Source organism: Pseudomonas sp. FSL R10-2189 (assembly GCF_009600325.1).
Classification (GTDB): Bacteria; Pseudomonadota; Gammaproteobacteria; order Pseudomonadales; family Pseudomonadaceae; genus Aquipseudomonas; species Aquipseudomonas helleri.
In genome coordinates, this window is the sequence record NZ_WIVZ01000009.1 from 111,441 (window position 1) to 135,384 (window position 23,944).

At 60.2% G+C, this 23,944-nt stretch carries 26 protein-coding genes; all 26 read left to right on the top strand.

The window, feature by feature from the left end; all coding sequences use genetic code 11:
• The first annotated feature begins 15 nt into the window (after positions 1 to 15).
• A complete protein-coding gene (fliF, locus tag GHO32_RS09790; protein ID WP_048371426.1) occupies positions 16 to 1,806 on the top strand; it encodes a flagellar basal-body MS-ring/collar protein FliF in 1,791 nt (596 codons plus the stop codon).
• A complete protein-coding gene (gene fliG / locus GHO32_RS09795) occupies positions 1,799 to 2,821 on the top strand; it encodes a flagellar motor switch protein FliG (protein WP_048371424.1) in 1,023 nt (340 codons plus the stop codon). Before fliF ends, fliG begins: the two co-directional genes overlap by 8 nt.
• On the top strand, positions 2,822 to 3,592 hold the full coding sequence (gene fliH / locus GHO32_RS09800) for a flagellar assembly protein FliH (RefSeq protein ID WP_368668439.1): 771 nt from the start codon (positions 2,822 to 2,824) through the stop codon (positions 3,590 to 3,592). It abuts the gene before it with no gap.
• Complete coding sequence (gene fliI, locus GHO32_RS09805) at positions 3,582 to 4,940, top strand: flagellar protein export ATPase FliI (RefSeq protein ID WP_048386051.1); 1,359 nt, start codon at positions 3,582 to 3,584, stop codon at positions 4,938 to 4,940. Before fliH ends, fliI begins: the two co-directional genes overlap by 11 nt.
• Positions 4,941 to 4,946: 6 nt before the next feature.
• Complete coding sequence (gene fliJ / locus GHO32_RS09810; RefSeq protein ID WP_048371419.1) at positions 4,947 to 5,399, top strand: flagellar export protein FliJ; 453 nt, start codon at positions 4,947 to 4,949, stop codon at positions 5,397 to 5,399.
• A gap of 146 nt (positions 5,400 to 5,545) precedes the next feature.
• A complete protein-coding gene (locus GHO32_RS09815) occupies positions 5,546 to 5,851 on the top strand; it encodes an STAS domain-containing protein (RefSeq protein WP_153336189.1) in 306 nt (101 codons plus the stop codon).
• Positions 5,848 to 7,557: a SpoIIE family protein phosphatase gene (locus GHO32_RS09820; RefSeq protein ID WP_372239791.1), complete on the top strand. Its 1,710-nt coding sequence runs from the start codon at positions 5,848 to 5,850 to the stop codon at positions 7,555 to 7,557. The genes GHO32_RS09815 and GHO32_RS09820 overlap by 4 nt, the downstream gene beginning before the upstream one ends.
• Before the next feature lie 30 nt (positions 7,558 to 7,587).
• On the top strand, positions 7,588 to 7,953 hold the full coding sequence (locus tag GHO32_RS09825) for an Hpt domain-containing protein (protein WP_123752197.1): 366 nt from the start codon (positions 7,588 to 7,590) through the stop codon (positions 7,951 to 7,953).
• Between the two features lie 75 nt (positions 7,954 to 8,028).
• Entirely contained in the window at positions 8,029 to 9,291 is a 1,263-nt protein-coding gene (locus GHO32_RS09830) for a flagellar hook-length control protein FliK (RefSeq protein ID WP_153336190.1), read from the top strand.
• Positions 9,292 to 9,493: 202 nt separating this feature from the next.
• Positions 9,494 to 9,985 carry a flagellar basal body-associated protein FliL gene (gene fliL / locus GHO32_RS09835; RefSeq protein WP_123752199.1) on the top strand — a complete coding sequence of 164 codons (492 nt, stop codon included), beginning with the start codon at positions 9,494 to 9,496 and terminating at the stop codon, positions 9,983 to 9,985.
• Positions 9,986 to 9,993: 8 nt separating this feature from the next.
• The gene (gene fliM / locus GHO32_RS09840) at positions 9,994 to 10,962 is read left to right on the top strand and encodes a flagellar motor switch protein FliM (protein ID WP_048371407.1); all 969 of its coding nucleotides are present in this window, start codon (positions 9,994 to 9,996) and stop codon (positions 10,960 to 10,962) included.
• Between the two features lie 37 nt (positions 10,963 to 10,999).
• Positions 11,000 to 11,464, top strand: coding sequence for a flagellar motor switch protein FliN (fliN, locus tag GHO32_RS09845; RefSeq protein ID WP_048371405.1), 465 nt, complete (start codon positions 11,000 to 11,002; stop codon positions 11,462 to 11,464).
• Positions 11,465 to 11,905, top strand: coding sequence for a flagellar biosynthetic protein FliO (gene fliO / locus GHO32_RS09850; RefSeq protein WP_048371402.1), 441 nt, complete (start codon positions 11,465 to 11,467; stop codon positions 11,903 to 11,905).
• On the top strand, positions 11,905 to 12,648 hold the full coding sequence (fliP, locus tag GHO32_RS09855) for a flagellar type III secretion system pore protein FliP (RefSeq protein ID WP_048390404.1): 744 nt from the start codon (positions 11,905 to 11,907) through the stop codon (positions 12,646 to 12,648). Before fliO ends, fliP begins: the two co-directional genes overlap by 1 nt.
• Positions 12,649 to 12,652: 4 nt before the next feature.
• The gene (gene fliQ / locus GHO32_RS09860) at positions 12,653 to 12,922 is read left to right on the top strand and encodes a flagellar biosynthesis protein FliQ (RefSeq protein ID WP_016781562.1); all 270 of its coding nucleotides are present in this window, start codon (positions 12,653 to 12,655) and stop codon (positions 12,920 to 12,922) included.
• Entirely contained in the window at positions 12,923 to 13,705 is a 783-nt protein-coding gene (gene fliR / locus GHO32_RS09865) for a flagellar biosynthetic protein FliR (protein ID WP_153336753.1), read from the top strand. It abuts the gene before it with no gap.
• 2 nt (positions 13,706 to 13,707) lie between these two features.
• The gene (flhB, locus tag GHO32_RS09870; RefSeq protein ID WP_153336752.1) at positions 13,708 to 14,844 is read left to right on the top strand and encodes a flagellar biosynthesis protein FlhB; all 1,137 of its coding nucleotides are present in this window, start codon (positions 13,708 to 13,710) and stop codon (positions 14,842 to 14,844) included.
• Positions 14,845 to 14,981: 137 nt separating this feature from the next.
• Complete coding sequence (locus GHO32_RS09875; RefSeq protein ID WP_153336751.1) at positions 14,982 to 15,551, top strand: hypothetical protein; 570 nt, start codon at positions 14,982 to 14,984, stop codon at positions 15,549 to 15,551.
• Between the two features lie 383 nt (positions 15,552 to 15,934).
• The gene (locus GHO32_RS09880) at positions 15,935 to 16,204 is read left to right on the top strand and encodes a short-chain dehydrogenase (RefSeq protein ID WP_153336750.1); all 270 of its coding nucleotides are present in this window, start codon (positions 15,935 to 15,937) and stop codon (positions 16,202 to 16,204) included.
• Positions 16,205 to 16,405: 201 nt separating this feature from the next.
• The gene (gene flhA / locus GHO32_RS09885) at positions 16,406 to 18,535 is read left to right on the top strand and encodes a flagellar biosynthesis protein FlhA (protein ID WP_048371631.1); all 2,130 of its coding nucleotides are present in this window, start codon (positions 16,406 to 16,408) and stop codon (positions 18,533 to 18,535) included.
• 11 nt (positions 18,536 to 18,546) lie between these two features.
• A complete protein-coding gene (gene flhF / locus GHO32_RS09890) occupies positions 18,547 to 19,866 on the top strand; it encodes a flagellar biosynthesis protein FlhF (protein WP_123752205.1) in 1,320 nt (439 codons plus the stop codon).
• A gap of 116 nt (positions 19,867 to 19,982) precedes the next feature.
• Positions 19,983 to 20,813, top strand: coding sequence for a flagellar synthesis regulator FleN (fleN, locus tag GHO32_RS09895; RefSeq protein WP_048371384.1), 831 nt, complete (start codon positions 19,983 to 19,985; stop codon positions 20,811 to 20,813).
• Positions 20,810 to 21,553, top strand: a complete 744-nt coding sequence (fliA, locus tag GHO32_RS09900) for an RNA polymerase sigma factor FliA (RefSeq protein ID WP_227024854.1) — start codon at positions 20,810 to 20,812, stop codon at positions 21,551 to 21,553. The genes fleN and fliA overlap by 4 nt, the downstream gene beginning before the upstream one ends.
• 163 nt (positions 21,554 to 21,716) lie before the next feature.
• Positions 21,717 to 22,088 (top strand): chemotaxis response regulator CheY, encoded by a 372-nt coding sequence (locus tag GHO32_RS09905; RefSeq protein ID WP_162207692.1) that lies wholly within the window; start codon positions 21,717 to 21,719, stop codon positions 22,086 to 22,088.
• Between the two features lie 20 nt (positions 22,089 to 22,108).
• Positions 22,109 to 22,897: a protein phosphatase CheZ gene (locus GHO32_RS09910; protein WP_048371378.1), complete on the top strand. Its 789-nt coding sequence runs from the start codon at positions 22,109 to 22,111 to the stop codon at positions 22,895 to 22,897.
• Positions 22,898 to 22,962: 65 nt separating this feature from the next.
• The coding region (locus GHO32_RS09915; RefSeq protein WP_178113869.1) for an Hpt domain-containing protein at positions 22,963 to 23,944 on the top strand (982 nt) is incomplete at its 3' end.

The window sequence follows — 23,944 nt, forward strand, 5'->3', positions numbered from 1 at the left end:
GGGCGATATTAAGTCATGGCAGATGCACTTCCGGAAAACGTTCCGGCCAAGTCAGGCCTGGGTGGCGGCAAAGGGCCGCTGTTCGGCTTGTCCTTTCTGGACAACCTGGCCGAGATGACCATGTTGCGTCAGGTCGGCCTTATGGTCGGTCTGGCGGCGAGCGTGGCAATCGGTTTTGCCGTGGTGTTGTGGTCGCAACAGCCCGATTACCGGCCGCTGTACGGCAGCCTGGCCGGGATGGACGCCAAGCAGGTCATGGAAACCCTGGCCGCCGCCGATATTGCCTACACCGTTGAACCCAATTCCGGCGCCTTGCTGGTCAAGGCCGATGACGTCTCACGGGCGCGGCTCAAGCTCGCGGCCGCAGGCGTGACCCCTTCAGACGGCAACATCGGCTTCGAAATCCTCGACAAAGACCAGGGCCTGGGCACCAGCCAGTTTATGGAAGCCACGCGCTATCGCCGTGGTCTGGAAGGCGAACTGGCGCGGACCATTTCTAGCCTCAACAACATCAAGGCTGCCCGCGTGCACCTGGCGATCCCGAAAAGCTCGGTGTTCGTGCGCGATGAGCGCAAGCCCAGCGCCTCGGTGCTGGTTGAGCTGTATCCTGGCCGCTCGCTGGAGCCGGGGCAGGTGATGGCGATCATCAATCTGGTGGCCACCAGCGTGCCGGAGTTGATCAAGTCCCAGGTCACCGTGGTCGACCAAAAGGGCAACCTGCTTTCGGATCAGGCGGAAAACTCCGAGCTGACCATGGCCGGCAAGCAATTTGATTACAGCCGCCGCATGGAAGGCATGCTCACCCAGCGCGTGCACAACATCCTGCAGCCGGTGCTGGGCAATGATCGCTACAAGGCCGAAGTGTCGGCAGACGTTGATTTCAGCTCGGTCGAGTCCACCTCCGAGCAGTTCAACCCTGACCAGCCCGCCTTGCGCAGCGAGCAATCCACCAACGAACAACGCACCGCCAGCAACGGCCCGCAAGGCGTACCGGGGGCGTTGAGCAATCAGCCGCCAGCCCCGGCCACCGCGCCGCAGCAAACCGGTCAGGCCGGAGCAGCAGGCGCAGGCATGGTACAGCCGGGCCAGCCGTTGCTGGATGCCAACGGCCAGCAAATCATGGACCCGGCCACCGGTCAGCCAATGCTGGCGCCATACCCGGCCGACAAGCGTTCGCAGTCGACCCGCAACTTTGAGCTCGACCGCTCCATCAGCCACACCAAACAGCAGCAGGGCAAAGTCAATCGCCTGTCGGTGGCGGTGGTCATCGATGATCAGGCCATCGTCAACCCGGCCAACGGCGAGGTCACCCGCACGCCGTGGAGCGCCGATCAATTGGCGCGCTTCACCCGCCTGGTGCAGGACGCCGTGGGCTTCGATGCCAGCCGTGGGGACAGCGTGAGCGTGATCAACGTGCCGTTCTCTTCCGAGCGCGGCGAAGTGATTGCCGATATCCCGTTCTACTCGCAGCCCTGGTTCTGGGATGTGGTCAAGCAAGTGCTGGGCGTGCTGTTTATTCTGGTGCTGGTGTTCGGCGTGCTGCGCCCGGTGCTCAACAACATCACCGGCAACGGCCGTAACAAGCAGGTGGCGGGCATCGGCAGCGATGCCGAAATGGCCGGCATGGGCGGTCTGGACGGTGAGCTGGCCAACGATCGCGTGAGCCTGGGCGGGCCGCAAAGCATCATGTTGCCAAGCCCGAGCGAAGGCTATGACGCACAACTGAATGCCATCAAGAGTCTGGTAGCCGAAGACCCGGGCCGCGTGGCCCAGGTCGTCAAAGAGTGGATCAACGCCGATGAGTGATAACCGAGCTGCCGCCAATGCCAAGCTGACCCGGGTCGACAAGGCGGCGATTTTGCTGCTGTCGCTGGGCGAAGCCGATGCCGCGCAAGTGTTGCGGCACATGGGGCCCAAAGAAGTGCAGCGCGTGGGTGTGGCGATGGCGCAAATGCGCAACGTGCACCGTGAGCAAGTCGAGCAGGTGATGAGCGAGTTCGTCGAAATCGTCGGCGATCAGACCAGTCTCGGCGTCGGCTCTGACAGCTATATTCGCAAAATGCTGACGTCGGCCCTCGGCGAAGACAAGGCCAATGGCCTGATCGACCGCATTCTGCTGGGCGGCAACACCAGCGGCCTCGACAGCCTGAAGTGGATGGAGCCGCGCGCCGTGGCCGACGTGATCCGCTTCGAACACCCGCAAATCCAGGCCATCGTGGTGGCCTACCTCGACCCCGATCAGGCGGGCGAAGTGCTCGGCCATTTCGATCAGAAGGCGCGGCTGGACATCATCCTGCGCGTGTCCTCGCTCAACACCGTGCAACCGGCGGCGTTAAAAGAGCTCAACCAGATCCTCGAAAAACAGTTCGCCGGTAATTCCAACGCCGCGCGAACCTCGCTGGGCGGGATCAAGCGGGCCGCCGACATCATGAACTTCCTCGACAGCTCGATGGAAGCGCAGTTGATGGACTCGATCCGCGACATCGACGAAGACCTGTCCGGGCAGATCGAAGACCTGATGTTCGTCTTCAACAACCTGGCCGATGTCGACGACCGCGGCATCCAGGCGCTGCTGCGCGAAGTGTCTTCGGACGTGCTGGTGCTGGCGCTCAAGGGCTCGGACGACAACGTTCAGGACAAGATCTTCAAGAACATGTCCAAGCGCGCGGCCGAACTGCTGCGCGACGACCTGGAAGCCAAAGGCCCGGTGCGCGTCAGCGATGTCGAAACTGCGCAAAAAGAAATCCTCACCATTGCCCGCCGTATGGCCGAAGCCGGAGAAATCGTTCTCGGCGGGAAGGGCGGCGAAGAGATGATCTAAGTGAGCAACGGCGAGTCACCCGGGGATGTAATCCGCGCCAAGGATGTCGGTGCTTTCGACGTATGGGGGCTGCCCAGTTTTGACCCCTGGCAGGAAGAACCCGAAGCACCCGAGCCGGAACCGGTTGAAGAACTGCCCGCCGACAGCGAAGAAGTGCCGCTCGAAGAAGTCCAGCCGCTGACCCTCGAAGAGCTCGAAAGCATTCGCCAGGAAGCCTGGAACGAAGGCTTTGCCACCGGCGAAAAAGAAGGGTTTCACAGTACCCAGCTCAAAGTACGCCAGGAAGCCGAAGTGGCCTTGAATGCCAAGGTCGCCAGCCTCGAACGTTTAATGAGCAGCCTGCTGGCGCCGTTGGCCGAGCAGGACCAGCAGCTTGAAAAAGCCATGGTCGGGCTGGTCGAGCACATGACCCGGCTGGTGATCCAGCGCGAGCTCAAGACCGACTCAAACCACATCGAGCAAGTGCTGCGCGACGGCTTGAAACTGCTGCCGATGGGCGCCGACAACATCCGTCTGTTTATCAACCCGCAAGACTTTGACCAGATCAAGGCCCTGCGCGAGCGCCATGACGAGCGCTGGAAAATTGTCGAAGACGACAGCCTGCAACCGGGCGGCTGCCGCATCGAAACCGAACACAGCCGCATCGACGCCAGCATCGAAACGCGGATCAAACTGGCAATGAGCCAGATGTTTGATCAACTGCACGAGCAGTCGCTGCACCCGGCCGCGCCGGACATCGACGTTGACCTGGACCAGCCCCATGCGCCTTAAGCGCACCAGCTTCGCCAAGCGCCTGAGCGGCTACGCTCCGGCGGTGTCTTTACCGGCCCAGCCGGTGGTCGAAGGGCGGCTGTTGCGCATGGTCGGCCTGACTCTTGAAGCCGAAGGCCTGCGCGCCGCCATGGGCAGTCGCTGTCTGGTGATCAACGACGACCTGTTTCATCCGGTTGAAGTCGAAGCCGAAGTGATGGGTTTTTCCGGCAGCAAAATCTTCCTGATGCCGGTGGGCAGCGTGGCCGGGATCGCGCCGGGTGCCCGCGTGGTGCCCTTGGCTGACACCGGCCGCTTGCCGATGGGCATGAGCATGCTCGGCCGGGTGCTCGACGGCGCGGGCCGCGCCCTGGACGGCAAAGGCTTGATGAAAGCCGAAGACTGGGTGCCGATGGACGGCCCGACCATCAACCCGCTCAAACGCGACCCCATCAGCGTGCCGCTGGACGTGGGCATTCGCAGCATCAACGGATTATTGACGGTCGGTCGTGGCCAGCGTCTGGGCCTGTTTGCCGGTACCGGCGTGGGCAAGAGTGTGCTGTTGGGCATGATGACGCGCTTTACCGAGGCCGACATTATCGTGGTGGGCCTGATCGGTGAGCGGGGCCGTGAGGTGAAGGAGTTTATCGAGCACATCCTCGGTGAAGAAGGCCTCAAGCGATCTGTGGTGGTTGCTTCGCCCGCCGACGATGCGCCGCTGATGCGTTTGCGCGCGGCCATGTACTGCACGCGGATTGCCGAATACTTTCGCGACAAGGGTAAAAATGTCCTGCTGCTGATGGACTCGCTGACCCGTTTTGCTCAGGCCCAGCGGGAAATTGCCTTGGCCATTGGCGAACCGCCCGCGACCAAGGGCTACCCGCCGTCGGTGTTCGCCAAGCTGCCCAAACTGGTGGAGCGCGCCGGTAATGCCGAGGCCGGAGGTGGCTCGATTACTGCGTTTTATACCGTGTTGTCCGAAGGCGATGACCAGCAAGACCCGATTGCCGACTCGGCGCGGGGCGTGCTCGATGGGCACATCGTGCTGTCGCGGCGTTTGGCCGAAGAGGGCCATTACCCGGCCATCGACATTGAAGCGTCCATCAGCCGGGTCATGCCGTCGGTGGTCAGCGCCGAGCACATGCGCCGGGCGCAGCAATTCAAACAACTGTGGTCACGCTTCCAGCAAGCGCGAGACTTGATCAGCGTGGGCGCCTACGTGGCCGGTGGCGACCGTGAAACCGACACCGCAATTGCTTTGCAACCGGCCATGGTCGCGTACCTGCGCCAAGGTCTGAACGACAACATCAGCCTGGGCGAAAGCGGCGGCCACCTGGCCAGCCTGTTTGCCCCGGCAGCGGGTGGTTAATCGATTATGGCGAGCGGAGGAAGGGCAGCGCGTCTGGCGCCGGTGGTCGAAATGGCCGAAAAAACTGAAAAGGCAGCCGCCCAGCGATTGGGGCACTTTCAGGGCCAGGTCAATCTGGCCAACAGCAAGCTGGGCGACCTTGAGAATTTCCGGGGCGAATACCAGGCGCAATGGGTCGAGCGCGGCAGCCAGGGCGTAACCGGCCAATGGCTGCGCAACTACCAATACTTTCTGGGCCAGCTTGAAACCGCGGTGGGCCAGCAACGCCAAAGCCTGCAATGGCATGAAAACAACCTCAACAAAGCCCGCGAATCCTGGCAACAGGCCTACGCCCGGGTTGAAGGGTTGCGCAAATTGGTCCAGCGCTACGCCGACGAAGCGCGCCAGCTAGAAGACAAACGCGAACAAAAACTGATGGACGAACTGTCCCAGCGTCTGCCGCGCAAAGAAGTTTACTAACCTCTGTACCCCTGTAGGAGCGAGCTTGTCTCGCGATCTTGTTGATCGTTTAAAAGATCGCGAGACAAGCTCGCTCCTACAGCCTGAACATTTGTTCAGAGCGTCTATAGTTCAGGTCAATCGATACCTGAACCAGGAGCTACCCCATGGCCGTGACTTCTCACGTTTCAGCCGACGGCAACCAACTGACCATCGCCATCAAGGGCCGGTTTGATTTTGCCAAGCATCAAGACTTTCGTGATGCTTACGAAAAGAGCGTCCCCAAACCCGACTCGATTGTCGTGGACTTGAAAGAGGCCACCTACATCGACAGTTCCGCCCTGGGCATGCTGTTGTTGCTGCGCGATCACGCCGGTGGCGATGAAGCCGAGATTCAGGTGGTCAACAGCAGCAACGATGTGCGCAAAACCCTGGCCATCTCCAATTTCGACAAGTTGTTCGACATCAAGTGAGCCCGCCCCAGGCTCGCGGCCTGACCATATTGATCGCCGAAGACAGCGCTTCGGACCGGCTGTTGCTGGCCACTATCGTGCAGCGCCTGGGCCATACCGTGTTGCTGGCCAGCAACGGTGCCGAGGCTGTGGAGGTCTTCTGCCAGCAGCGCCCGCATCTGGTGCTGATGGATGGCCTGATGCCGGTGATGGACGGCTTTGAGGCGACGCGCCAGATCAAGACGCTGGCCGGTGAAGTGCTGGTGCCAATCATCTTCCTGACTTCACTCAATCACGCCGATGCATTGACCCGCACCCTGGAGGCGGGCGGTGATGATGTGTTGCTCAAGCCGTATAACCCGATGCTGCTGGCCGCCAAGATCACTGTCATGGATCGCCTGCGGCGCCTGCAAGACACCGTGTTGCAGCAACGTGACCAGATCGCCCGGCACAATGTGTATTTGCTCAATGAGCAGCGGGTGGCCAAGGCGGTGTTTGACCGCGTGGCCCACGAGGGCTGCCTGAGCGCCCCGAATATCCAGTATCGGCAGTCGCCGTACGCCTTGTTCAACGGCGACTTGCTGCTCGCCGCCCACACGCCTTCGGGCGATACCCACCTGCTGCTGGCCGACTTTACCGGCCACGGGTTGCCGGCAGCCATTGGTGCGATGCCCTTGGCTGAGGTGTTCTACAGCATGACGGCCAAAGGCTACGGGCTGGGCGAAATGCTCCGTGAAATGAATGCCAAGCTCAAACGTATCCTGCCGGTCGACATGTTCTGCTGCGCCCACGTGGTCTGTGTCAGCGCGCTGAGGCGCAGCCTTGAAGTGTGGAGCGGGGGAATGCCCGATGGCTATTTGCACACCCTGGCCACGGGGCAGCGTACCGCGCTCAGTTCGCAGCATTTGCCGTTGGGGGTGTTGAAGGCCAAGGCGTTTGACCATTCGACCCGGGTGCTGCCCATGCTGCCCGGCGACCAACTGTTCTTGCTCACCGATGGCGTGACCGAAACCACAGGCCCGGATGAACAGCTGTTTGGTGCGCAACGGTTGCAGCGCGTGCTGGAGGCCAATCGCGATCCGCAGCACTTGATCGATGAAGTCGAGCAGGCGTTGCGACAGTTTCAAGGGCAGACCCGTGATGACGTCAGCATGGTGCAGATCACCTCGCAGGTGCCGCAGCGCCTGGGGATGCCCGCGATGCTCTACACCGACAGCGGCCAATGCAGCCCGCTCGACTGGTCCGCCCGTTTCGAATTCCGGGCGTCGACGCTGCAACGGTTCAACCCGCTGCCCTATTTGCTGCATATGCTGATGGAGGTGCACGGCCTGCGTGCTCAGGGCGCGCAGATCCATGCAGTGCTGTCCGAGCTGTACAGCAATGCGTTGGAACATGGTGTGCTGGGGCTGGATTCACGGCTCAAGCGGGACGCTAAAGGTTTTGCAAGATATTACGAATTGCGCAATCAGCGCCTGATTGCGTTAAAAAGTGGTTTCGTGCGGGTTGCTATGTGCGTGGTCCCCGAGCGCCAGGGTGGTCGCCTGACCCTGCACGTAGAAGACAGCGGGCCGGGCTTTGACGTGGCCAGCATGCTGGCCAGACCGCTTGATCTCGACCGTTTGTCGGGACGCGGTTTGAGTCTGGTGCGTCAGCTGTGTCCGTCCGCAAGGTGGTCCGACGAGGGTCGTACAGCGACCGTAGAGTTTTTATGGGAGGCTCTGGCATAATCCGAGCATTCTTGATCAAGGAGTGAACAAGTGTCTGATATTCATATGGATGAGCAAGTCATCAGTTCGTTGCGCGAGGTGATGGAAGGGGGGTTTGCAGACCTGCTGGACACCTTTCTCTCTGACTCCGAAGAACGTATCGACCAATTGCACAATGCCCAGGAAGCCCGCGACCTGACGTTGGTTGCCCACAGCTTCAAAGGCAGCAGCAGCAACATGGGCGCCACCCGCCTGGCGTTGCTGTGCGGTCAGCTCGAAGAACGTGCGCAAAAGAAGCAACTGGCGGACATCAAAGAGCTGGTCATCGAAATCAATGACGAATACCAAATGGTCCGTCGCCTGTATCGCGCCGAGCGCCAGCGGGTGAGCGTCTCCAGTTACCTCTCGGGGAACTGACGGCAAAACTGGCCCGAACCTTGCTCTGCCTCTCCTACCTGTACCGATGCCTGCCGTACAGCGGAGACTTTGCCAATGCCACTCGCCGCCAACCCGTTCCTTCAGACACCTGCCGTCGCTGCGTCCAAAGCCGCAACGGGCAAAGCTGCACAGCCTGACGTCGAGCCCGTAAAAACAGGGGGCGAGCCGTTTTCCAGGGTCTATGCCAAAGCGTCTGACGCCACCTCGGGTGTCACCAGCAGCAAGCCTGCTATCACACGCGATGCGAGCAATAACAGCGCTGCAAACCCACCGCCCGCCGTTGCCGATAGCGGCAAACCCTTGCCTGTTGGCAAGCCTCAAAGCACCGATCAAGATGACGCGCCAGTCAAACCTGACGACGGCCTGCCGACTCCCGACATCACACCCCCTGCTGTGCAAGCGCCCCCGGCGGTTGCAGAAACGCCTGCGCCTGTCGCCCCGGCACAGCCGGATGAGCAAGCCGCGCAACTGGCCGCCGCCGCAAGCATGGCGGTGCAAGCGCCGCCACCGCCTGTGGTGGATGACACCTTTGACCCGCAAGCCGACCCGCTGGATGACATGCCCGCTGTGCGCCTGGCCATGGAGCAGGGCGGTCATGTGTCCGCCAGCAGCCAGTCACCGGCGAAAAATGCTCAACCCGACAACTTGGCTGCCTCTAACCAAGGCCAGCCGAACGCGATTGCGCAGATGCTCGAGCCAAAAGCCGATGCCTCCAGCACGGGCGAGGGTGGTGAAAAAGCCTTCAAGGGGCTGGTCGATGACGGCCTCAAAGACCTTAAAAGCGCTTCCAGCGACACCCGCGTCGATGACTTTGCCAACCGTCTGGCTGCGCTGACCCAGGCGGCCGTGCCGAAAACCGCGAATGCGCTGCCGGTCAACCAGCCGCTGGCCATGCACCAGAGCGGCTGGTCGGAAGAAATCGTCAACCGAGTGATGTACCTGTCCAGCGCCAACCTCAAATCCGCCGACATCCAATTGCAGCCGGCGGAGCTTGGGCGCCTGGATATTCGCGTCAACGTCGCGGCGGACCAGTCCACGCAAGTCAACTTTGTCAGCGGCCATGCGGCCGTGCGTGAAGCGCTGGACAGCCAGATGCACCGCCTGCGCGACATGCTCGCCCAACAGGGCATGGGCCAGGTCGACGTCAATGTGTCGGACCAATCGCGCAGTTGGCAGGGCCAAGGCCAGGACCAGCAAGGCCAGCAGCGTTCTCAAGCCAGTGGCGGGCGCCTTGAAGACGACGCGCCGCTAGCCGCCGCCGAACCCGTCGCTCCCAGCATCGTGCTGGGCACCAGCGCCGTGGACTACTACGCCTGAACCCCAAATGGCCTTGTAGTCGCTGCCGAGGCACGAGGCTGCGATGGGCTGTATGCACCCCTAAGTGGCGGTCCTGCGGCCCGCATCGCAGCCTCGTGCCTCGGCAGCGACTACAAGTGTTATGCCCCATCAAGGTTCTGGCATAACACTTGCTCTGCCTAGTCATGCACCTGTGAAAACCCAAAAGTGACGGATTATTGGCATGGCGACGACCGACGCACCGAAAGACCCCGCCGATAAAGGCAAACTCAAGCTGATTATTCTGGTGGTCGTGGCGTTGCTGCTGGCCATCGGCCTGTCGGTGGGTGCCACGTGGTTTTTCATGAGCGGCGAGAAAAGCGCCGCCCCGCCCGTGGTGGACGCCAACGTCAAACGCCCGGCCATCTACGAGCCGCTGCCGCCTGCTTTTGTGGTCAACCTCAATGACAACGGCCGCCAGCGCTATCTGCAAGTGAGCATCACCTTGCAGGCGCGGGATCAAAATGACCTCAATGCACTCAAGGTGCATATGCCGGTGATCCGCAACAACTTGGTCATGCTGTTCTCCGGACAGACCTTTGACAGCCTCGCCACTCCAGTCGGGCAGGAAATGTTGCGTCAGAAAGCCACTGCCAGCGTGCAGGAAGTTGCGCAAAAAGAACTCGGCAAAGTGGTTATTGATCAGGCCCTCTTTACTAACTTTGTATTGCAGTAGGACACGACATGGCCGTGCAAGACCTGCTGTCCCAGGATGAGATCGACGCGCTGCTGCATGGCGTCGATGACGGTCTGGTACAGGCCGAGGCGGCTGCCGAACCCGGCAGCGTCAAAAGTTACGACCTGACCAGTCAGGACCGGATTGTCCGGGGCCGCATGCCGACCCTGGAAATGATCAACGAGCGTTTCGCCCGCTACACCCGCATCAGCATGTTCAACATGTTGCGCCGCTCGGCAGACGTGGCGGTGGGCGGCGTGCAGGTGATGAAGTTCGGTGAATACGTGCACTCGCTGTACGTGCCCACCAGCCTCAACCTGGTCAAGATCAAGCCGTTGCGCGGCACCGCGCTGTTCATCCTTGACGCCAAACTGGTGTTCAAGCTGGTGGACAACTTTTTTGGTGGCGACGGCCGTCACGCCAAAATCGAAGGCCGCGAATTCACCCCCACCGAATTGCGCGTCGTGCGCATGGTACTGGAGCAGGCCTTCGTCGATTTGAAAGAAGCCTGGCAGGCGATCATGGAAGTCAATTTCGAGTACATCAACTCTGAAGTGAACCCGGCCATGGCCAACATCGTCGGCCCCAGCGAAGCGATTGTGGTGTCAACCTTCCACATCGAACTCGATGGCGGTGGCGGCGACCTGCACGTGACCATGCCGTACTCGATGATCGAACCGGTGCGCGAAATGCTCGATGCGGGCTTTCAGTCAGACCTCGACGACCAGGACGAACGCTGGAGCAAAGCCCTGCGCGAAGACGTGCTGGACGTCAGCGTACCGCTGAGCGCCACCGTGGCCCGCCGCCAACTGCGCCTGCGCGACATTTTGCACATGGCGCCGGGGGACGTGATCCCGATCGAATTGCAGGACGAACTGGTGATGCGCGCCAATGGCGTGCCCACGTTCAAGGTCAAACTGGGTTCGCACAAAGGCAATCTGGCCTTGCAAGTGCTTGAACCCATCGTTCGGCGTTAAACACCGAACTCCCCCAATTGCTCAGTGAGGACACCTGATGGCTAACGAAAACGATACAAGCGCCGCCGACCAGGCGCTGGCCGATGAATGGGCCGCCGCGCTGGAAGAAACCGGCGATGTTGGCCAGGCCGATATCGACGCGCTGCTGGCCGCTGATGCCGCGCAAAAGCCGGCGTCCAACCGCTTGCCCATGGAAGAGTTCGGCAGCGTGCCGCGCAACAACGACCCGGTGTCGCTGGACGGTCCCAACCTGGACGTGATTCTGGATATTCCGGTGTCGATTTCCATGGAAGTGGGCAGCACCGACATCAACATTCGTAACCTGCTGCAACTCAACCAGGGCTCGGTCATCGAACTCGATCGCCTGGCCGGTGAGCCGCTGGACGTACTGGTCAACGGCACGCTGATTGCCCATGGCGAAGTGGTGGTGGTCAACGAAAAGTTTGGCATCCGTCTGACCGACGTGATCAGCCCAAGCGAACGCATCAAGAAGTTGCGCTAAGTGAAGCGGCTTCTCGGCGGTTTACTGGCGCTACCCTTAAGCGCCCTGGCAGCAGAGCCGGTGGCCAGCACCGCGAGCGCCGTTGCGCCCGTGGCCGCCAGCAGCCTGGGCGGCCAGTTGACGCAACTGGTGCTGGGTTTGCTGTTGGTGCTGGGGCTGATCTTTGCCCTGGCCTGGGTGCTGCGCCGCGTTCAGCAAGGAGGCGCACGCCAGGGGCAAGTCATCGAACTGATCAGCTCGCGGGCCCTGGGCACCCGTGACCGGTTGGTGCTGGTGCAAGTGGGCAACGAGCAAATCCTGCTCGGCCTCACGCCGGGGCGCATCACCCCGCTGCATGTGCTCAAAGAGCCGGTTGCAGCGCCGGACACCACGCAACCGGCCACGCCTGAATTTGCCAAACGGCTGATGGAAATCCTCGGCCAGCAAAAGGACAAGCCGTAATGCGTTTAGCTGTCGCACTGTTGTTGGCCTTGCTCGCGCCGGTCGCCTTGGCGGCCGACCCGTTGTCGATCCCGGCGATCACCCTGGGCACCGGCGCCAACGGCCAGCAGGAGTATTCGGTCAGCCTGCAAATCTTGCTGATCATGACCGCCCTGAGTTTTATCCCGGCGTTCGTGATGCTGATGACCAGCTTTACGCGGATCATCATCGTGTTTTCGATTCTGCGTCAGGCGCTGGGGCTGCAACAAACCCCGTCCAACCAGATCCTCACCGGCATGGCGCTGTTTTTGACCCTGTTCATCATGGCGCCGGTGTTCGACAAGGTGAACCGCGACGCCCTGCAGCCGTACCTGGCGGAAAAACTCACGGCCCAGGACGCGATCCTCAAGGCGGAAGGCCCGATCAAGGACTTTATGCTGGCGCAGACCCGCACCAGCGACCTTGAGCTGTTTATGCGGTTGTCCAAGCGCACAGACATCCCGACGCCCGACGCGGCGCCGCTGACCATTCTGGTCCCCGCTTTCGTCACCTCCGAGCTTAAAACTGCATTCCAGATCGGCTTTATGATCTTCATTCCGTTCCTGATCATCGACCTGGTAGTGGCCAGTGTGCTGATGGCCATGGGCATGATGATGCTCTCGCCGTTGATCATTTCGTTGCCGTTCAAAATCATGCTGTTCGTGCTGGTGGACGGTTGGGCGCTGATTATCGGCACCCTGGCCAGCAGTTTCGGCGGAGTCTGAGCCCATGACCCCAGAAGTCGCAGTCGACCTGTTTCGCAATGCGTTGTGGCTGACCACGATGATGGTCGCGGTGCTGGTGATCCCCAGCTTGCTGGTGGGTTTGCTGGTGGCGATGTTTCAGGCCGCGACGCAAATCAACGAACAGACCTTGAGCTTTTTGCCGCGTTTGCTGGTGATGCTCGTCACCCTGATCGTGGCCGGGCCATGGTTGGTGCAAACCTTTATGGAATACATCCTGCAGTTGTACGGCAGTATTCCGCAGTTGATCGGCTAAATGTCGCTGCTGGCCCTGACGGACGCGCAGATCAGTACCTGGGTCGCCAGCTTTATGCTGCCGCTGTTCCGGGTGGGCGCGGTGCTGGCCACCATGCCGATCATCGGGACCACGCTGGTGCCCAAGCGCATCAAGCTGTTTCTGGCCTTGGCGATCACCCTGGCGATCATGCCCAGTTTGCCGCCGTTGCCCACCGTCAACCCGCTGGACCTCAGTGGCCTGATGCTGATTGCCGAGCAAATCGTCATTGGCGCCTTGCTCGGCTTCTCGTTGCAGCTGTTTTTCCAGGCGTTTGTGGTGGCCGGGCAAATCGTCGCGGTGCAGATGGGCATGGGCTTCGCCTCCATGGTCGACCCGGCCAACGGGGTCAACGTGGCCGTGATCGGGCAGTTTTTCACCATGCTGGTGAGCCTGCTGTTTTTGTCCATGAACGGGCACCTGGTGGTGTTTGAAGTGCTCACCGAGAGCTTCACCACGTTGCCGGTGGGTGGCGGGTTGATGACTAATCATTACTGGGAAATCGCCAACAAACTGGGCTGGGTCCTGGGCGCGGCGCTGTTGCTGGTGCTGCCGGCGATCACCGCCTTGCTGGTGGTCAACATCGCGTTTGGCGTCATGACCCGTGCGGCGCCGCAACTCAACATCTTCGCCATCGGTTTTCCACTGACTCTGGTGCTGGGCATGGTCATTCTGTGGATCAGCATGGCCGACATTCTCAATCAGTATCAGCCGCTGGCCTCCGAGGCTTTGCAGTTTTTACGTGAACTGGCACAGGCGAAATAGCCATGGCAGAGAGCGAGAGCGGCGCCGATAAAACAGAAGACCCCACGGAGAAACGAAAAAAAGACTCCAGGGAAAAGGGCGAAATTGCGCGCTCTAAAGAACTCAATACCTTGGCGATCATGCTCGCGGGTTCAGCCGGGCTGCTGATTTTTGGCGGGGCGCTGGCCGAAGACCTGATGGAAGTGATGCGTTACAACTTCAGCATCAGCCGCGAGACCTTGTACAACACCGACTCCATGGCCGCCTTTTTGCTGCACTCGGGCAAAATCGCCCTGATCGCTTTACAGCCGGTGCTGATCACCTTATTGATCGCCGCCATCGTCGGTCCCATCGCCCTCGGTGGCTGGCTATTTGCTGCGGGCAGCCTGGCCCCCAAATTCAGTCGCATGAACCCGCTGGCGGGGCTTAAGCGCATGTTCTCGGCCAAGGCGCTGGTGGAACTGCTCAAGGCGCTGGCCAAGTTTTTCATCATCTTGATCGTCGCCTTGCTGGTGTTGAAGTCCGACATCGATGACCTGCTGCGCATCGCCCACGAGCCTCTGGAGCTGGCGGTGATCCACAGCCTGCAAGTGGTGGGCTGGAGCGCATTGTGGATGGCCTGCGGGTTGATCTTGATTGCCGCCGTCGACGTGCCGGTGCAGCTGTGGGAAAGCCATAAAAAACTGCTGATGACCAAGCAGGAAGTGCGCGACGAACACAAGGACCAAGAGGGGCGGCCCGAAGTTAAACAGCGCATTCGCCAGGTGCAGCGCGAAATGTCCCAGCGCCGCATGATGAGCGCCATCCCCGATGCCGACGTGATCATCACCAACCCGACGCACTACGCCGTGGCCCTCAAATACGACCCCGAAAAGGGCGGGGCGCCGATGTTGCTGGCCAAGGGCAGCGACTTTTTGGCGCTGAAAATTCGAGAAATCGGCGCCAAGCACAACATCCTGCTGCTGGAGTCCCCGGCGCTGGCGCGCTCGATCTACCACTCCACCGAACTTGAGCAGGAGATCCCGGCGGGCCTCTACCTGGCCGTGGCGCAGGTGTTGGCGTACGTCTACCAGATCCGCCAGCACCAGGCGGGCAAGGGCAAGCGGCCTGACCCGCTGAAAGATGTGCCGATTCCGCCGGATTTACGCCGCGATGACTAAATGTGAAGCCAAGAGCTGACAAGCGGTGAAAATTTGAAGACGGACTGTCATTTTTGACAGTAGAGGCTTTGCGCAAACCTGCTTAACTTGAGACGTCGAGTGCTTTTTGATTCGTGTGCAGGCAATGGAGATGCGCGATGTCGATCGAGTTAACCCTTATTCCCAATGGCTCTATCAAAACCTGTGTGTTGAGCGATACCCGAGAAAAAGCCAAGGTTGATCTTGAGGGGTTGTTCCCGAAGTTTCCTGCGCTGGACGGCACATTTGCGATTTTTTGGCTGGATCAATTACAAGATCGCCACATCGTGGGGTTCAGCACGGAAGGCACTAATTTGCTGGCTGTCATTTCCTTGCCTACGGTGCCCCACAGCAGCGGGCGAGAGCAGTACTACAGCGCGATCGTTGAGCGCTGCTACAAAGAGCGTGATTCGATACTGACGTTTATGCGCAAGTCATTGAGCTTTGAAGGCATCAACGGGCGTTGTGTGCGCAGTTTTATCCTGTACAAACTCATTCGCCAGTTGCAGCTGGACAGCGTGCCGGTGTGGGAAGAACACCCGCATGTACGGGATGGGCGTTGTGGTGCCATTTTGATTGGTGGCTGCGGCACTGACCGCTATGAGCCCAACCGCAAGATAGACGTCGTGTTTGGTACAAGCAGCAGCGCGTGCCTGGTGATTGACCTGGGCGAATGGCGCTGGAACTGAGCCACTCTGCTTTTGCCTCGGCTGAGGCAGATCAAAAGATCGCGAGCAAGCTCGCTCCTACAGAATTTGCGTTTGCCTGCCGATTTATCGGCAGCGTCGTACAACGCTGGCGCTTGCCGCTGTTGTCCCCCGACGCTTATAGTCCGCGCTCGCCCTCATGGCGACCAGGTTTGGCGACTTGGAACCTAACCGTAGATGCAGAAGCGTTGTGAGTCCTTGTGCGCGCAATTTGTGTGTTGCAAGGCTTTATGGCGGTTGTGCGTGGGAGACCTTCGGGTCTGCCGGAGTTTCTATGGTTATCCGGTTCGCCAACCCGCGTACAGCTGCCACCCATTCGTTTGGCGACGATGGGGGCTTTTGCTTTTAACCATTGGACATAACTTATGACGCATTCCCCGTATATCCCGCTGACCGCCATTGACTGCAACATTCCCGCCTTATTGATCGACCGCAACGCGCCACTGGACGTGTTGCACGCCAACGCGGCTGCCCGTGTTTTGGCGGTTACCCAATTGATGGAAACCTTCGCCAGCCGCGAACTGGCCGAGGCTGACGCCATTGATCTCAAACACCTGGCCAACGCCGCAGTGTTATTGCTGCGCGATGGCTGCGACGTGCTCGACGTGCTGGGCTGGCGCTTAAGACCGGTGTAAGGCTTTAGTTCGGCGTTGTACTTTCAGATCGCCACAGCCCTTGAGCATCCCCCAATCAGTTCCCTCTCCCTCCGGGAGAGGGCTAGGGTGAGGGGCTTTTGATTGTGACGTGGCCTTTTGCCAAAGTTGGAAGGCTTCTTGCAGTGGCAGGCTTGCAGACGCATCTGGCGTCAAAAGTTTGCTAAAGGTTTAGGCATGTCATTGGATCGCTCTCAGTTGATCAACACCGCACGCAACGGTCTGGCCGGTTTGGGGCACGGGCAGTTGGGCGTGCCGCTGTTGTTGCTGGTGATGCTGGCAATGATGATGTTGCCCATCCCGGCGTTTCTGCTGGATGTGTTTTTTACCTTCAACATCGCGCTGTCGATTGTGGTCTTGCTGGTGTGCGTGTACGCACTGCGCCCGCTGGATTTCGCGGTGTTCCCCACCATTTTGCTGGTCGCAACGCTGATGCGCCTGGCGCTCAACGTGGCGTCGACCCGCGTGGTGATGCTCCACGGCCAGGAAGGCCACGCCGCTGCCGGTAAAGTGATCCAGGCCTTCGGTGAGGTGGTAATCGGCGGCAACTATGTGGTCGGTATGGTGGTGTTCGCGATTTTGATGATCATCAACTTCGTGGTGGTGACCAAGGGTGCCGGGCGGATCTCCGAAGTGAGCGCGCGCTTTACCCTCGACGCCATGCCCGGCAAACAAATGGCGATTGACGCCGACCTCAACGCCGGGCTGATCGACCAGAACCAGGCCAAGCTGCGCCGTCAAGAAGTCGCCCAAGAGGCCGAGTTCTACGGCTCCATGGACGGTGCCAGCAAGTTTGTGCGCGGTGACGCCATCGCCGGTCTGTTGATCCTGTTTATCAACCTGATCGGCGGCATGGCCGTGGGCATCTTCCAGCACAGCATGAGTTTCAGCGAAGCGGGCAAGGTCTACGCCTTGCTGACCATCGGTGACGGTCTGGTGGCGCAGTTGCCGTCGCTGTTGTTGTCCACCGCTGCCGCGATCATGGTGACCCGTGCTTCGGGCTCCGAAGACATGGGCAAGCAAATCAATCGCCAGATGTTCGCCTCACCCAAGGCGCTGGCGGTGTCTGCCGGTTTGATGGCGGTGATGGGGATCGTGCCGGGCATGCCCCACGTGTCCTTTCTCAGCCTCGCCGCGGTGGCTGGTGGCGCCGCCTACTGGATGTGGAAAAAACAAAACGTGGCCAAGGTTCAGGCCCTGCAAGAAGTGCAGCGCCAACAAGAGCTGCTGCCTTCTCCCGCCCGCGCCCAAGAGACCAAAGAACTGGGTTGGGATGACGTGACGCCCATCGACATGATCGGCCTGGAAGTGGGCTATCGCCTGATCCCGCTGGTGGACCGCAACCAGGGCGGGCAATTGCTGGCGCGGATCAAGGGCGTGCGTAAAAAGCTGTCCCAGGACCTGGGCTTTTTGATGCCCACCGTGCACATCCGCGACAACCTCGACCTGGCGCCGAGCGCTTATCGCCTGACACTCATGGGCGTAATTCTGGCCGAGGCCGAGATTTACCCGGACCGCGAACTGGCGATCAACCCCGGCCAGGTGTTTGGCACCCTCAACGGGATCACCGCCAAAGACCCGGCCTTTGGTCTGGAAGCCGTGTGGATCGAGGTCAGCCAGCGCAGCCAGGCGCAATCGCTGGGCTATACCGTGGTCGATGCCAGTACGGTGGTGGCGACGCACCTCAACCAGATTCTGTACAAGCATTCCCATGAGCTGATTGGCCATGAAGAAGTGCAGCAACTGATGCAATTGCTGGCCAAGTCGTCGCCTAAATTGGCCGAAGAGTTGGTGCCGGGTGTGTTGAGCCTGTCGCAGTTGCTCAAAGTGTTGCAGGCGCTGCTGGCCGAGCAGGTGCCGGTACGCGATATACGCAGCATTGCCGAAGCCGTCGCCAACAATGCCCACAAGAGTCAAGATACTGCCGCTTTGGTTGCCGCCGTGCGTGTCGGCTTGTCCCGCGCCATCGTGCAAAGCATTGTCGGCGTTGAGTCTGAGCTGCCTGTGATCACCTTGGAACCAAGGTTGGAACAAATATTGCTCAATAGTTTGCAGAAGGCCGGACAAGGCCAGGAAGACGGTGTGTTGCTGGAGCCAAGCATGGCAGAAAAACTCCAGCGCTCACTCATCGACGCAGCGCAGCGTCAGGAGATGCAAGGCAACCCGGTGATCTTGCTGGTGGCAGGCCCGGTACGCGCGATGCTTTCGCGGTTTGGCCGTTTGGCGGTGCCCAACCTGCATGTGCTGGCGTACCAGGAAATCCCTGACAACAAGCAAGTGACCATCGTTGCGACAGTGGGCCCTAACGGCTGAGGGTTTGATCTATGCAAGTGAAGCGATTTTTCGCCGCCGACATGCGTCAGGCCATGAAACTCATTCGTGATGAATTGGGCGCGGATGCCGCCATTATTGGCAATCGCCGCATCGCCGGCGGTGTTGAGTTGACCGCAGCGCTGGACTACAAGCTGTCCGCGCTGGCACCTCGGGTGCCGAACGTTGAGCTGGAAGAAGAACTGCGCAAGACCCAGTCCAAGATTGTCTCGGCTCAGGCCGAGTTGAGCTTGCGCGCAGAAGGCGACACGGATGCCAGCCGCCAGTTGTTTGCCGGCTTGCCGCTGACCGCCGCAGAACCGTTGATTGAGCCGCGCTTTGACGAGCCGTCGCGGCCACAGCCTGCACCTGCACCGGCGCCATCGATTGACCAGCGGATTTTTGACGACATGCGCAATGAGCTGAACGGCCTGCGCGAGTTGCTCGAAGTGCAGCTGGGCTCGCTGGCCTGGAACCAGTTGCAAGGCTCAAGGCCTGAACAGGCCAATTTGTGGCGGCGTTTGCAGCGCATCGGCTTGTCCGGTCCGTTGTCCCATAGTTTGTTGACCCAGGTGACCGAGATTGAAGAGCCGCGTCAGGCCTGGCGCATGTTGCTGGCGCACCTGGCGCGGATGATTACCACCCCTGAACTGGAGCCGCTGGAAGAGGGCGGTGTGATCGCGATGGTCGGTCCTGCAGGCATGGGTAAAACCACAACGCTGGCCAAGCTGGCGGCACGTTATGTGCTCAAGTACGGCGCGCAAAATATTGCATTGGTGAGCATGGACAGCTTTCGTATCGGCGCCCAGGAGCAGCTTAAAACCCTGGGGCGCATTCTCAATGTGCCGGTGACCCACGTGGCCCCCGGCCAGTCATTGGGCCAAACCCTGGAGCCGCTGGCGCGCAAGCGCGTGGTGCTGGTCGACACCGCCGGGCTGCAAGCCAGTGACCCGGCGTTGCGCCTGCAACTGGACAGCCTCGCCGGGCGCGGGATCAAGGCGCGCAACTATCTGGTCCTCGCCACCACCAGCCAGAAGCAGGTGCTGTCGGCCGCGTACCTGAGCTACAAGCGCTGCGGGCTGGCCGGTTGCATTCTGACCAAGCTGGATGAAACCGCCAGCCTTGGCGAAGTACTGAGCCTGGCGATCAGCAATGACCTGCCCGTGGCGTACCTCACGGACGGCCCACGGATCCCGGACGATCTGCACTTGCCGCGCCGCCACCAATTGGTGAGCCGGGCGGTGAGTGTGCAAATGCAGGAAGAACCCAGCGAAGAAGCCATGGCCGATATGTTCGCTGACATTTACCACAGCCCGCCCAAACGGGTTGGCTAGGGTAAAGATGAAACGTTGCAATGTACCTACATTGAAGGTCTGCACAGTGTTGTTCCTGGGGGAACACGCAGCACTCTCTGTAGCCGCGTCTAAGTAAGACAAGGTAAAAAAAGATCATGGGCAGCATGCATCCCGTACAGGTGATCGCAGTGACCGGCGGCAAGGGTGGCGTCGGTAAAACTAACGTGTCAGTTAATTTGTCCATCGCGCTGGCCGAACTGGGCAGGCGCGTCATGTTGATGGACGCCGACCTCGGGTTGGCGAATGTTGATGTCCTGTTGGGGCTGACACCGAAATTTACCCTGGCCGATGTGGTCGAGGGTCGCTGCGAGCTGCGTGATGTATTGCTCCTGGGCCCCGGCGGGATTCGTATCGTGCCCGCCGCGTCTGGCGCCCAGAGCATGGTGCAGTTGAGCCCTGCGCAACACGCCGGCCTGATCCAGGCGTTCAGTGACCTGAGCGACAACCTCGATGTGCTGGTGATTGATACCGCCGCCGGGATCGGTGAGTCGGTGGTCAGTTTTGTCCGTGCCGCCCAGGAGGTTTTGCTGGTGGTGTGTGACGAGCCGACCTCCATCACCGACGCCTACGCGTTGATCAAACTGCTTAACCGTGACTACGGCATGAACCGTTTCCGGGTGCTGGCGAACATGGTCCAGAGCCCGCAAGAAGGGCGCAACCTGTTCGCCAAGCTAACCAAAGTGACCGACCGCTTTCTTGACGTTGCCCTGCAATATGTGGGCGCCGTGCCGTACGACGAGTGCGTGCGCAAGGCTGTACAAAAGCAGCGCGCCGTGTACGAAGCATTCCCGCGTTCCAAGTGCTCCCTGGCGTTCAAGGCTATCGCGCAGAAGGTCGATACCTGGCCGCTGCCGGCTAATCCTCGTGGCCACCTGGAGTTCTTTGTCGAGCGTTTGGTTCAGCAAGCAGGTGGAGGACGAGTCTGATGACTGCCAGCGGCTATCGCATGTACAGCAAGCCGTCGCGTGACAGCCAATATGAGCTGATCGAGCGTTATGCGCCGTTGGTCAAACGCATCGCTTATCACCTGTTGGCGCGTTTGCCTGCCAGCGTGCAAGTGGACGACCTGATTCAGGCCGGGATGATCGGCCTGCTTGAGGTTTCGAGCAAATACGACGCCACCAAAGGCGCGAGTTTTGAGACCTACGCCGGCATTCGCATTCGCGGTGCCATGCTCGATGAAGTGCGCAAGGGTGACTGGGCGCCACGCTCGGTGCACCGCAATACGCGCATGGTCAGTGACGCAATTCGCGTTATTGAGGCAAAAACCGGCTGTGACGCTAAAGATCACGAGGTTGCGGCCGAACTCCAGTTAAGCCTTGATGATTATTACGCCATCTTGAACGACACCCTGGGCAGTCGTCTGTTCAGCTTCGACGACCTGTTGCAGGACGGCGAGCACGAGGGGCTGCATGAAGATGGCGCCAGCGCGCACCTTGAGCCATCACGCGACCTCGAAGACGAGCGATTTCAGGCCGCGTTGGCCGAGGCCATCAGCTTGTTGCCCGAGCGTGAGCGGCTGGTGTTGGCGCTGTACTACGACGAAGAACTCAACCTCAAGGAAATCGGTGAGGTGCTGGGGGTCAGCGAGTCGCGTGTCAGCCAGTTGCACAGCCAGTGCGCCGCCCGTTTGCGCGCACGCCTGGGGCAGTGGCGAGCGCATTGACTCACTGTAGGAGCGAGCTTGCCTCGCGATCTTTTAAAAGCCCCAAAGATCGCGAGGCAAGCTCGCTCCTACAAGTTGGATGCGTAATAAACCGAATTGATTGAATGGCGCGGTCCGGTTGTGATCGCGTTTAAGACTGCTGGAGGTCGAATTGGACAAGAACATGAAAATCCTCATCGTTGATGACTTTTCAACGATGAGGCGGATCATTAAAAACCTGTTGCGTGACCTGGGGTTCACCAACACGGTCGAGGCGGATGACGGCACTACGGCGATTCCGATTCTCAATCTGGGGCATATCGACTTTCTGGTCACCGACTGGAACATGCCGGGCATGACCGGTATCGACTTGCTGCGCCACGTGCGTGCCGACGAAAAACTCAAGCACTTGCCGGTCTTGATGGTCACCGCCGAAGCCAAGCGCGAGCAGATCATCGAGGCTGCCCAAGCCGGTGTGAACGGTTATGTGGTCAAGCCATTCACCGCCATCGCCCTCAAGGACAAGATCGAAAAGATCTTTGAACGCATCGGTTGAACGGTTCCCCGGGGGGCACTATGGAGCGGCAGGAATCAACAGTGGGCGAGTTTGAATCGACCCTGAAAAAACATGCTCAAGAGCTGGTTGAAAGTCTTGAAAAAGGCCAGTTCGGCGACGCAGTACAGCTGATTCATGAACTGAACCAGACCCGCGATCGTGGCCTTTATCGTGAAGTCGGCAAGCTGACGCGTGAATTGCACAGCGCGATTGTCGATTTTCATATTGATCCGACCATGCCGCGCGCCGAAGAAGTGTCGCAGATCACGGATGCGACCGAGCGCTTGGCTTATGTTGTGAAGCTGACGGAAGCCGCCGCTAACCGGACCATGGATCTGGTCGAGAACTGCACGCCGCTGGTCAATGGCCTTGGCCAGGAAGCCAAGGCCTTGAGCGCGGACTGGGGGCGTTTTATGCGCCGCGAAGTCGGTGCGCAAGAGTTCCGCGAGCTGGCGCGTCGGGTAGACAGTTTTTTGACGCGCAGCGAAGCCGAGCAGCAGATCGTCTCCAGTAACCTGACTGACATTCTGCTGGCCCAGGATTACCAGGACCTCACCGGTCAGGTGATCAAGCGGGTCACGCAGTTGGTCACCGACGTCGAGCAGAACTTGCTCAAGTTGGTGCTCATGGCCAGCCAGGTCGATCGTTTTGCCGGGATCGAGCATGACCACGAAGCGCTGCGTGCTGAAAATAATTCGCAAAAAAACCTGACGAAGGGTGAAGGTCCGCAGATTCATGCCGATAAGCGTAGTGACGTCGTGTCCGGCCAGGATGATGTAGACGATTTGCTGTCCAGTTTAGGTTTCTAGGTCTTGAGTAGGCGTGCGGGCGCTGTTGTCCGGCGCTGAAAGGTCCTCCTTCAAGGAGCACACACATGAGCTTCGGCGCCGATGAAGAAATCCTTCAGGATTTTTTGGTTGAGGCCGGCGAAATTTTAGAGTTGCTGTCCGAACAACTGGTCGAGCTGGAAAGCCGACCGGATGATGCAGACTTGCTCAATGCTATTTTTCGCGGTTTTCACACTGTAAAGGGAGGCGCCGGCTTCCTGCAGCTCAATGAGTTGGTGGAGTGCTGCCACATCGCCGAGAACGTGTTCGACATCCTGCGCAAGGGTGAGCGCAGCGTCGACGCGGAACTGATGGACGTGGTGCTTGAAGCCCTGGACGCGGTCAACGGGATGTTTGCCCAAGTGCGCGAGCGTAGCCCGATCACCGCCGCCAGCCCCGAGTTGCTGGCCGCGTTGGCGCGTTTGGCCGAGCCTGCCGCCGCGCCGGCAGCGGTCGAAGCGCCGGCTGCGGTGGTCGAGACCGTGTCTAACGACACCGCCGGCGACATTACCGATAACGAATTTGAACAACTGCTCGACTCGCTGAATGCGGTCAAAGCGGATGCGGCGCTTGTCGAACAAGCCCCTGAAGACGCGACCCTGAGTGACGAAATCAGCGACGCCGAGTTTGAGTCATTGCTCGATCAGTTGCACGGCAAAGGCCAGTTCTCTGCGAACGCCGTGGCCACGCCCGCAGCCGCTACAGCTCCGGCAGCGTCAGCTGCGGCCAGCAATGAAATCACTGACGATGAATTCGAAGCGCTGTTGGACCAGTTGCACGGCAAGGGCTCGTTCAGCGCAGAAGCCCTTGAGGCTGTCGCTACTGCCCCTGCTGACGTTGCGGCTGAACCCGTCGCGGACACCCCGGCAGCCCACATCACCGATCAAGAATTTGAAGCGCTGCTCGACGAGTTGCATGGCAAAGGCCAGTTTTCGGCCGAAAGCCCAGCGGTCGCCGCCACGGTCAGTGCGGCTGCAGCGCCGGTCGCCAACAAGGTCGAAACCAAGCCCGAAGCCAAGCCTGCCGCCC

Bases quoted from the DNA above. Each gene is read 5' to 3' on its own strand.
- fliF (WP_048371426.1), top strand. From the start codon at position 16: ATGGCAGATGCACTTCCGGAAAACGTTCCGGCCAAGTCAGGCCTGGGT.
- fliG (WP_048371424.1), top strand. From the start codon at position 1,799: ATGAGTGATAACCGAGCTGCCGCCAATGCCAAGCTGACCCGGGTCGAC.
- fliI (WP_048386051.1), top strand. From the start codon at position 3,582: ATGCGCCTTAAGCGCACCAGCTTCGCCAAGCGCCTGAGCGGCTACGCT.
- fliJ (WP_048371419.1), top strand. From the start codon at position 4,947: ATGGCGAGCGGAGGAAGGGCAGCGCGTCTGGCGCCGGTGGTCGAAATG.
- GHO32_RS09815 (WP_153336189.1), top strand. From the start codon at position 5,546: ATGGCCGTGACTTCTCACGTTTCAGCCGACGGCAACCAACTGACCATC.
- GHO32_RS09830 (WP_153336190.1), top strand. From the start codon at position 8,029: ATGCCACTCGCCGCCAACCCGTTCCTTCAGACACCTGCCGTCGCTGCG.
- fliL (WP_123752199.1), top strand. From the start codon at position 9,494: ATGGCGACGACCGACGCACCGAAAGACCCCGCCGATAAAGGCAAACTC.
- fliM (WP_048371407.1), top strand. From the start codon at position 9,994: ATGGCCGTGCAAGACCTGCTGTCCCAGGATGAGATCGACGCGCTGCTG.
- fliN (WP_048371405.1), top strand. From the start codon at position 11,000: ATGGCTAACGAAAACGATACAAGCGCCGCCGACCAGGCGCTGGCCGAT.
- fliP (WP_048390404.1), top strand. From the start codon at position 11,905: ATGCGTTTAGCTGTCGCACTGTTGTTGGCCTTGCTCGCGCCGGTCGCC.
- fliQ (WP_016781562.1), top strand. From the start codon at position 12,653: ATGACCCCAGAAGTCGCAGTCGACCTGTTTCGCAATGCGTTGTGGCTG.
- fliR (WP_153336753.1), top strand. From the start codon at position 12,923: ATGTCGCTGCTGGCCCTGACGGACGCGCAGATCAGTACCTGGGTCGCC.
- flhB (WP_153336752.1), top strand. From the start codon at position 13,708: ATGGCAGAGAGCGAGAGCGGCGCCGATAAAACAGAAGACCCCACGGAG.
- GHO32_RS09875 (WP_153336751.1), top strand. From the start codon at position 14,982: ATGTCGATCGAGTTAACCCTTATTCCCAATGGCTCTATCAAAACCTGT.
- GHO32_RS09880 (WP_153336750.1), top strand. From the start codon at position 15,935: ATGACGCATTCCCCGTATATCCCGCTGACCGCCATTGACTGCAACATT.
- flhF (WP_123752205.1), top strand. From the start codon at position 18,547: ATGCAAGTGAAGCGATTTTTCGCCGCCGACATGCGTCAGGCCATGAAA.
- fleN (WP_048371384.1), top strand. From the start codon at position 19,983: ATGGGCAGCATGCATCCCGTACAGGTGATCGCAGTGACCGGCGGCAAG.
- GHO32_RS09905 (WP_162207692.1), top strand. From the start codon at position 21,717: ATGAAAATCCTCATCGTTGATGACTTTTCAACGATGAGGCGGATCATT.
- GHO32_RS09910 (WP_048371378.1), top strand. From the start codon at position 22,109: ATGGAGCGGCAGGAATCAACAGTGGGCGAGTTTGAATCGACCCTGAAA.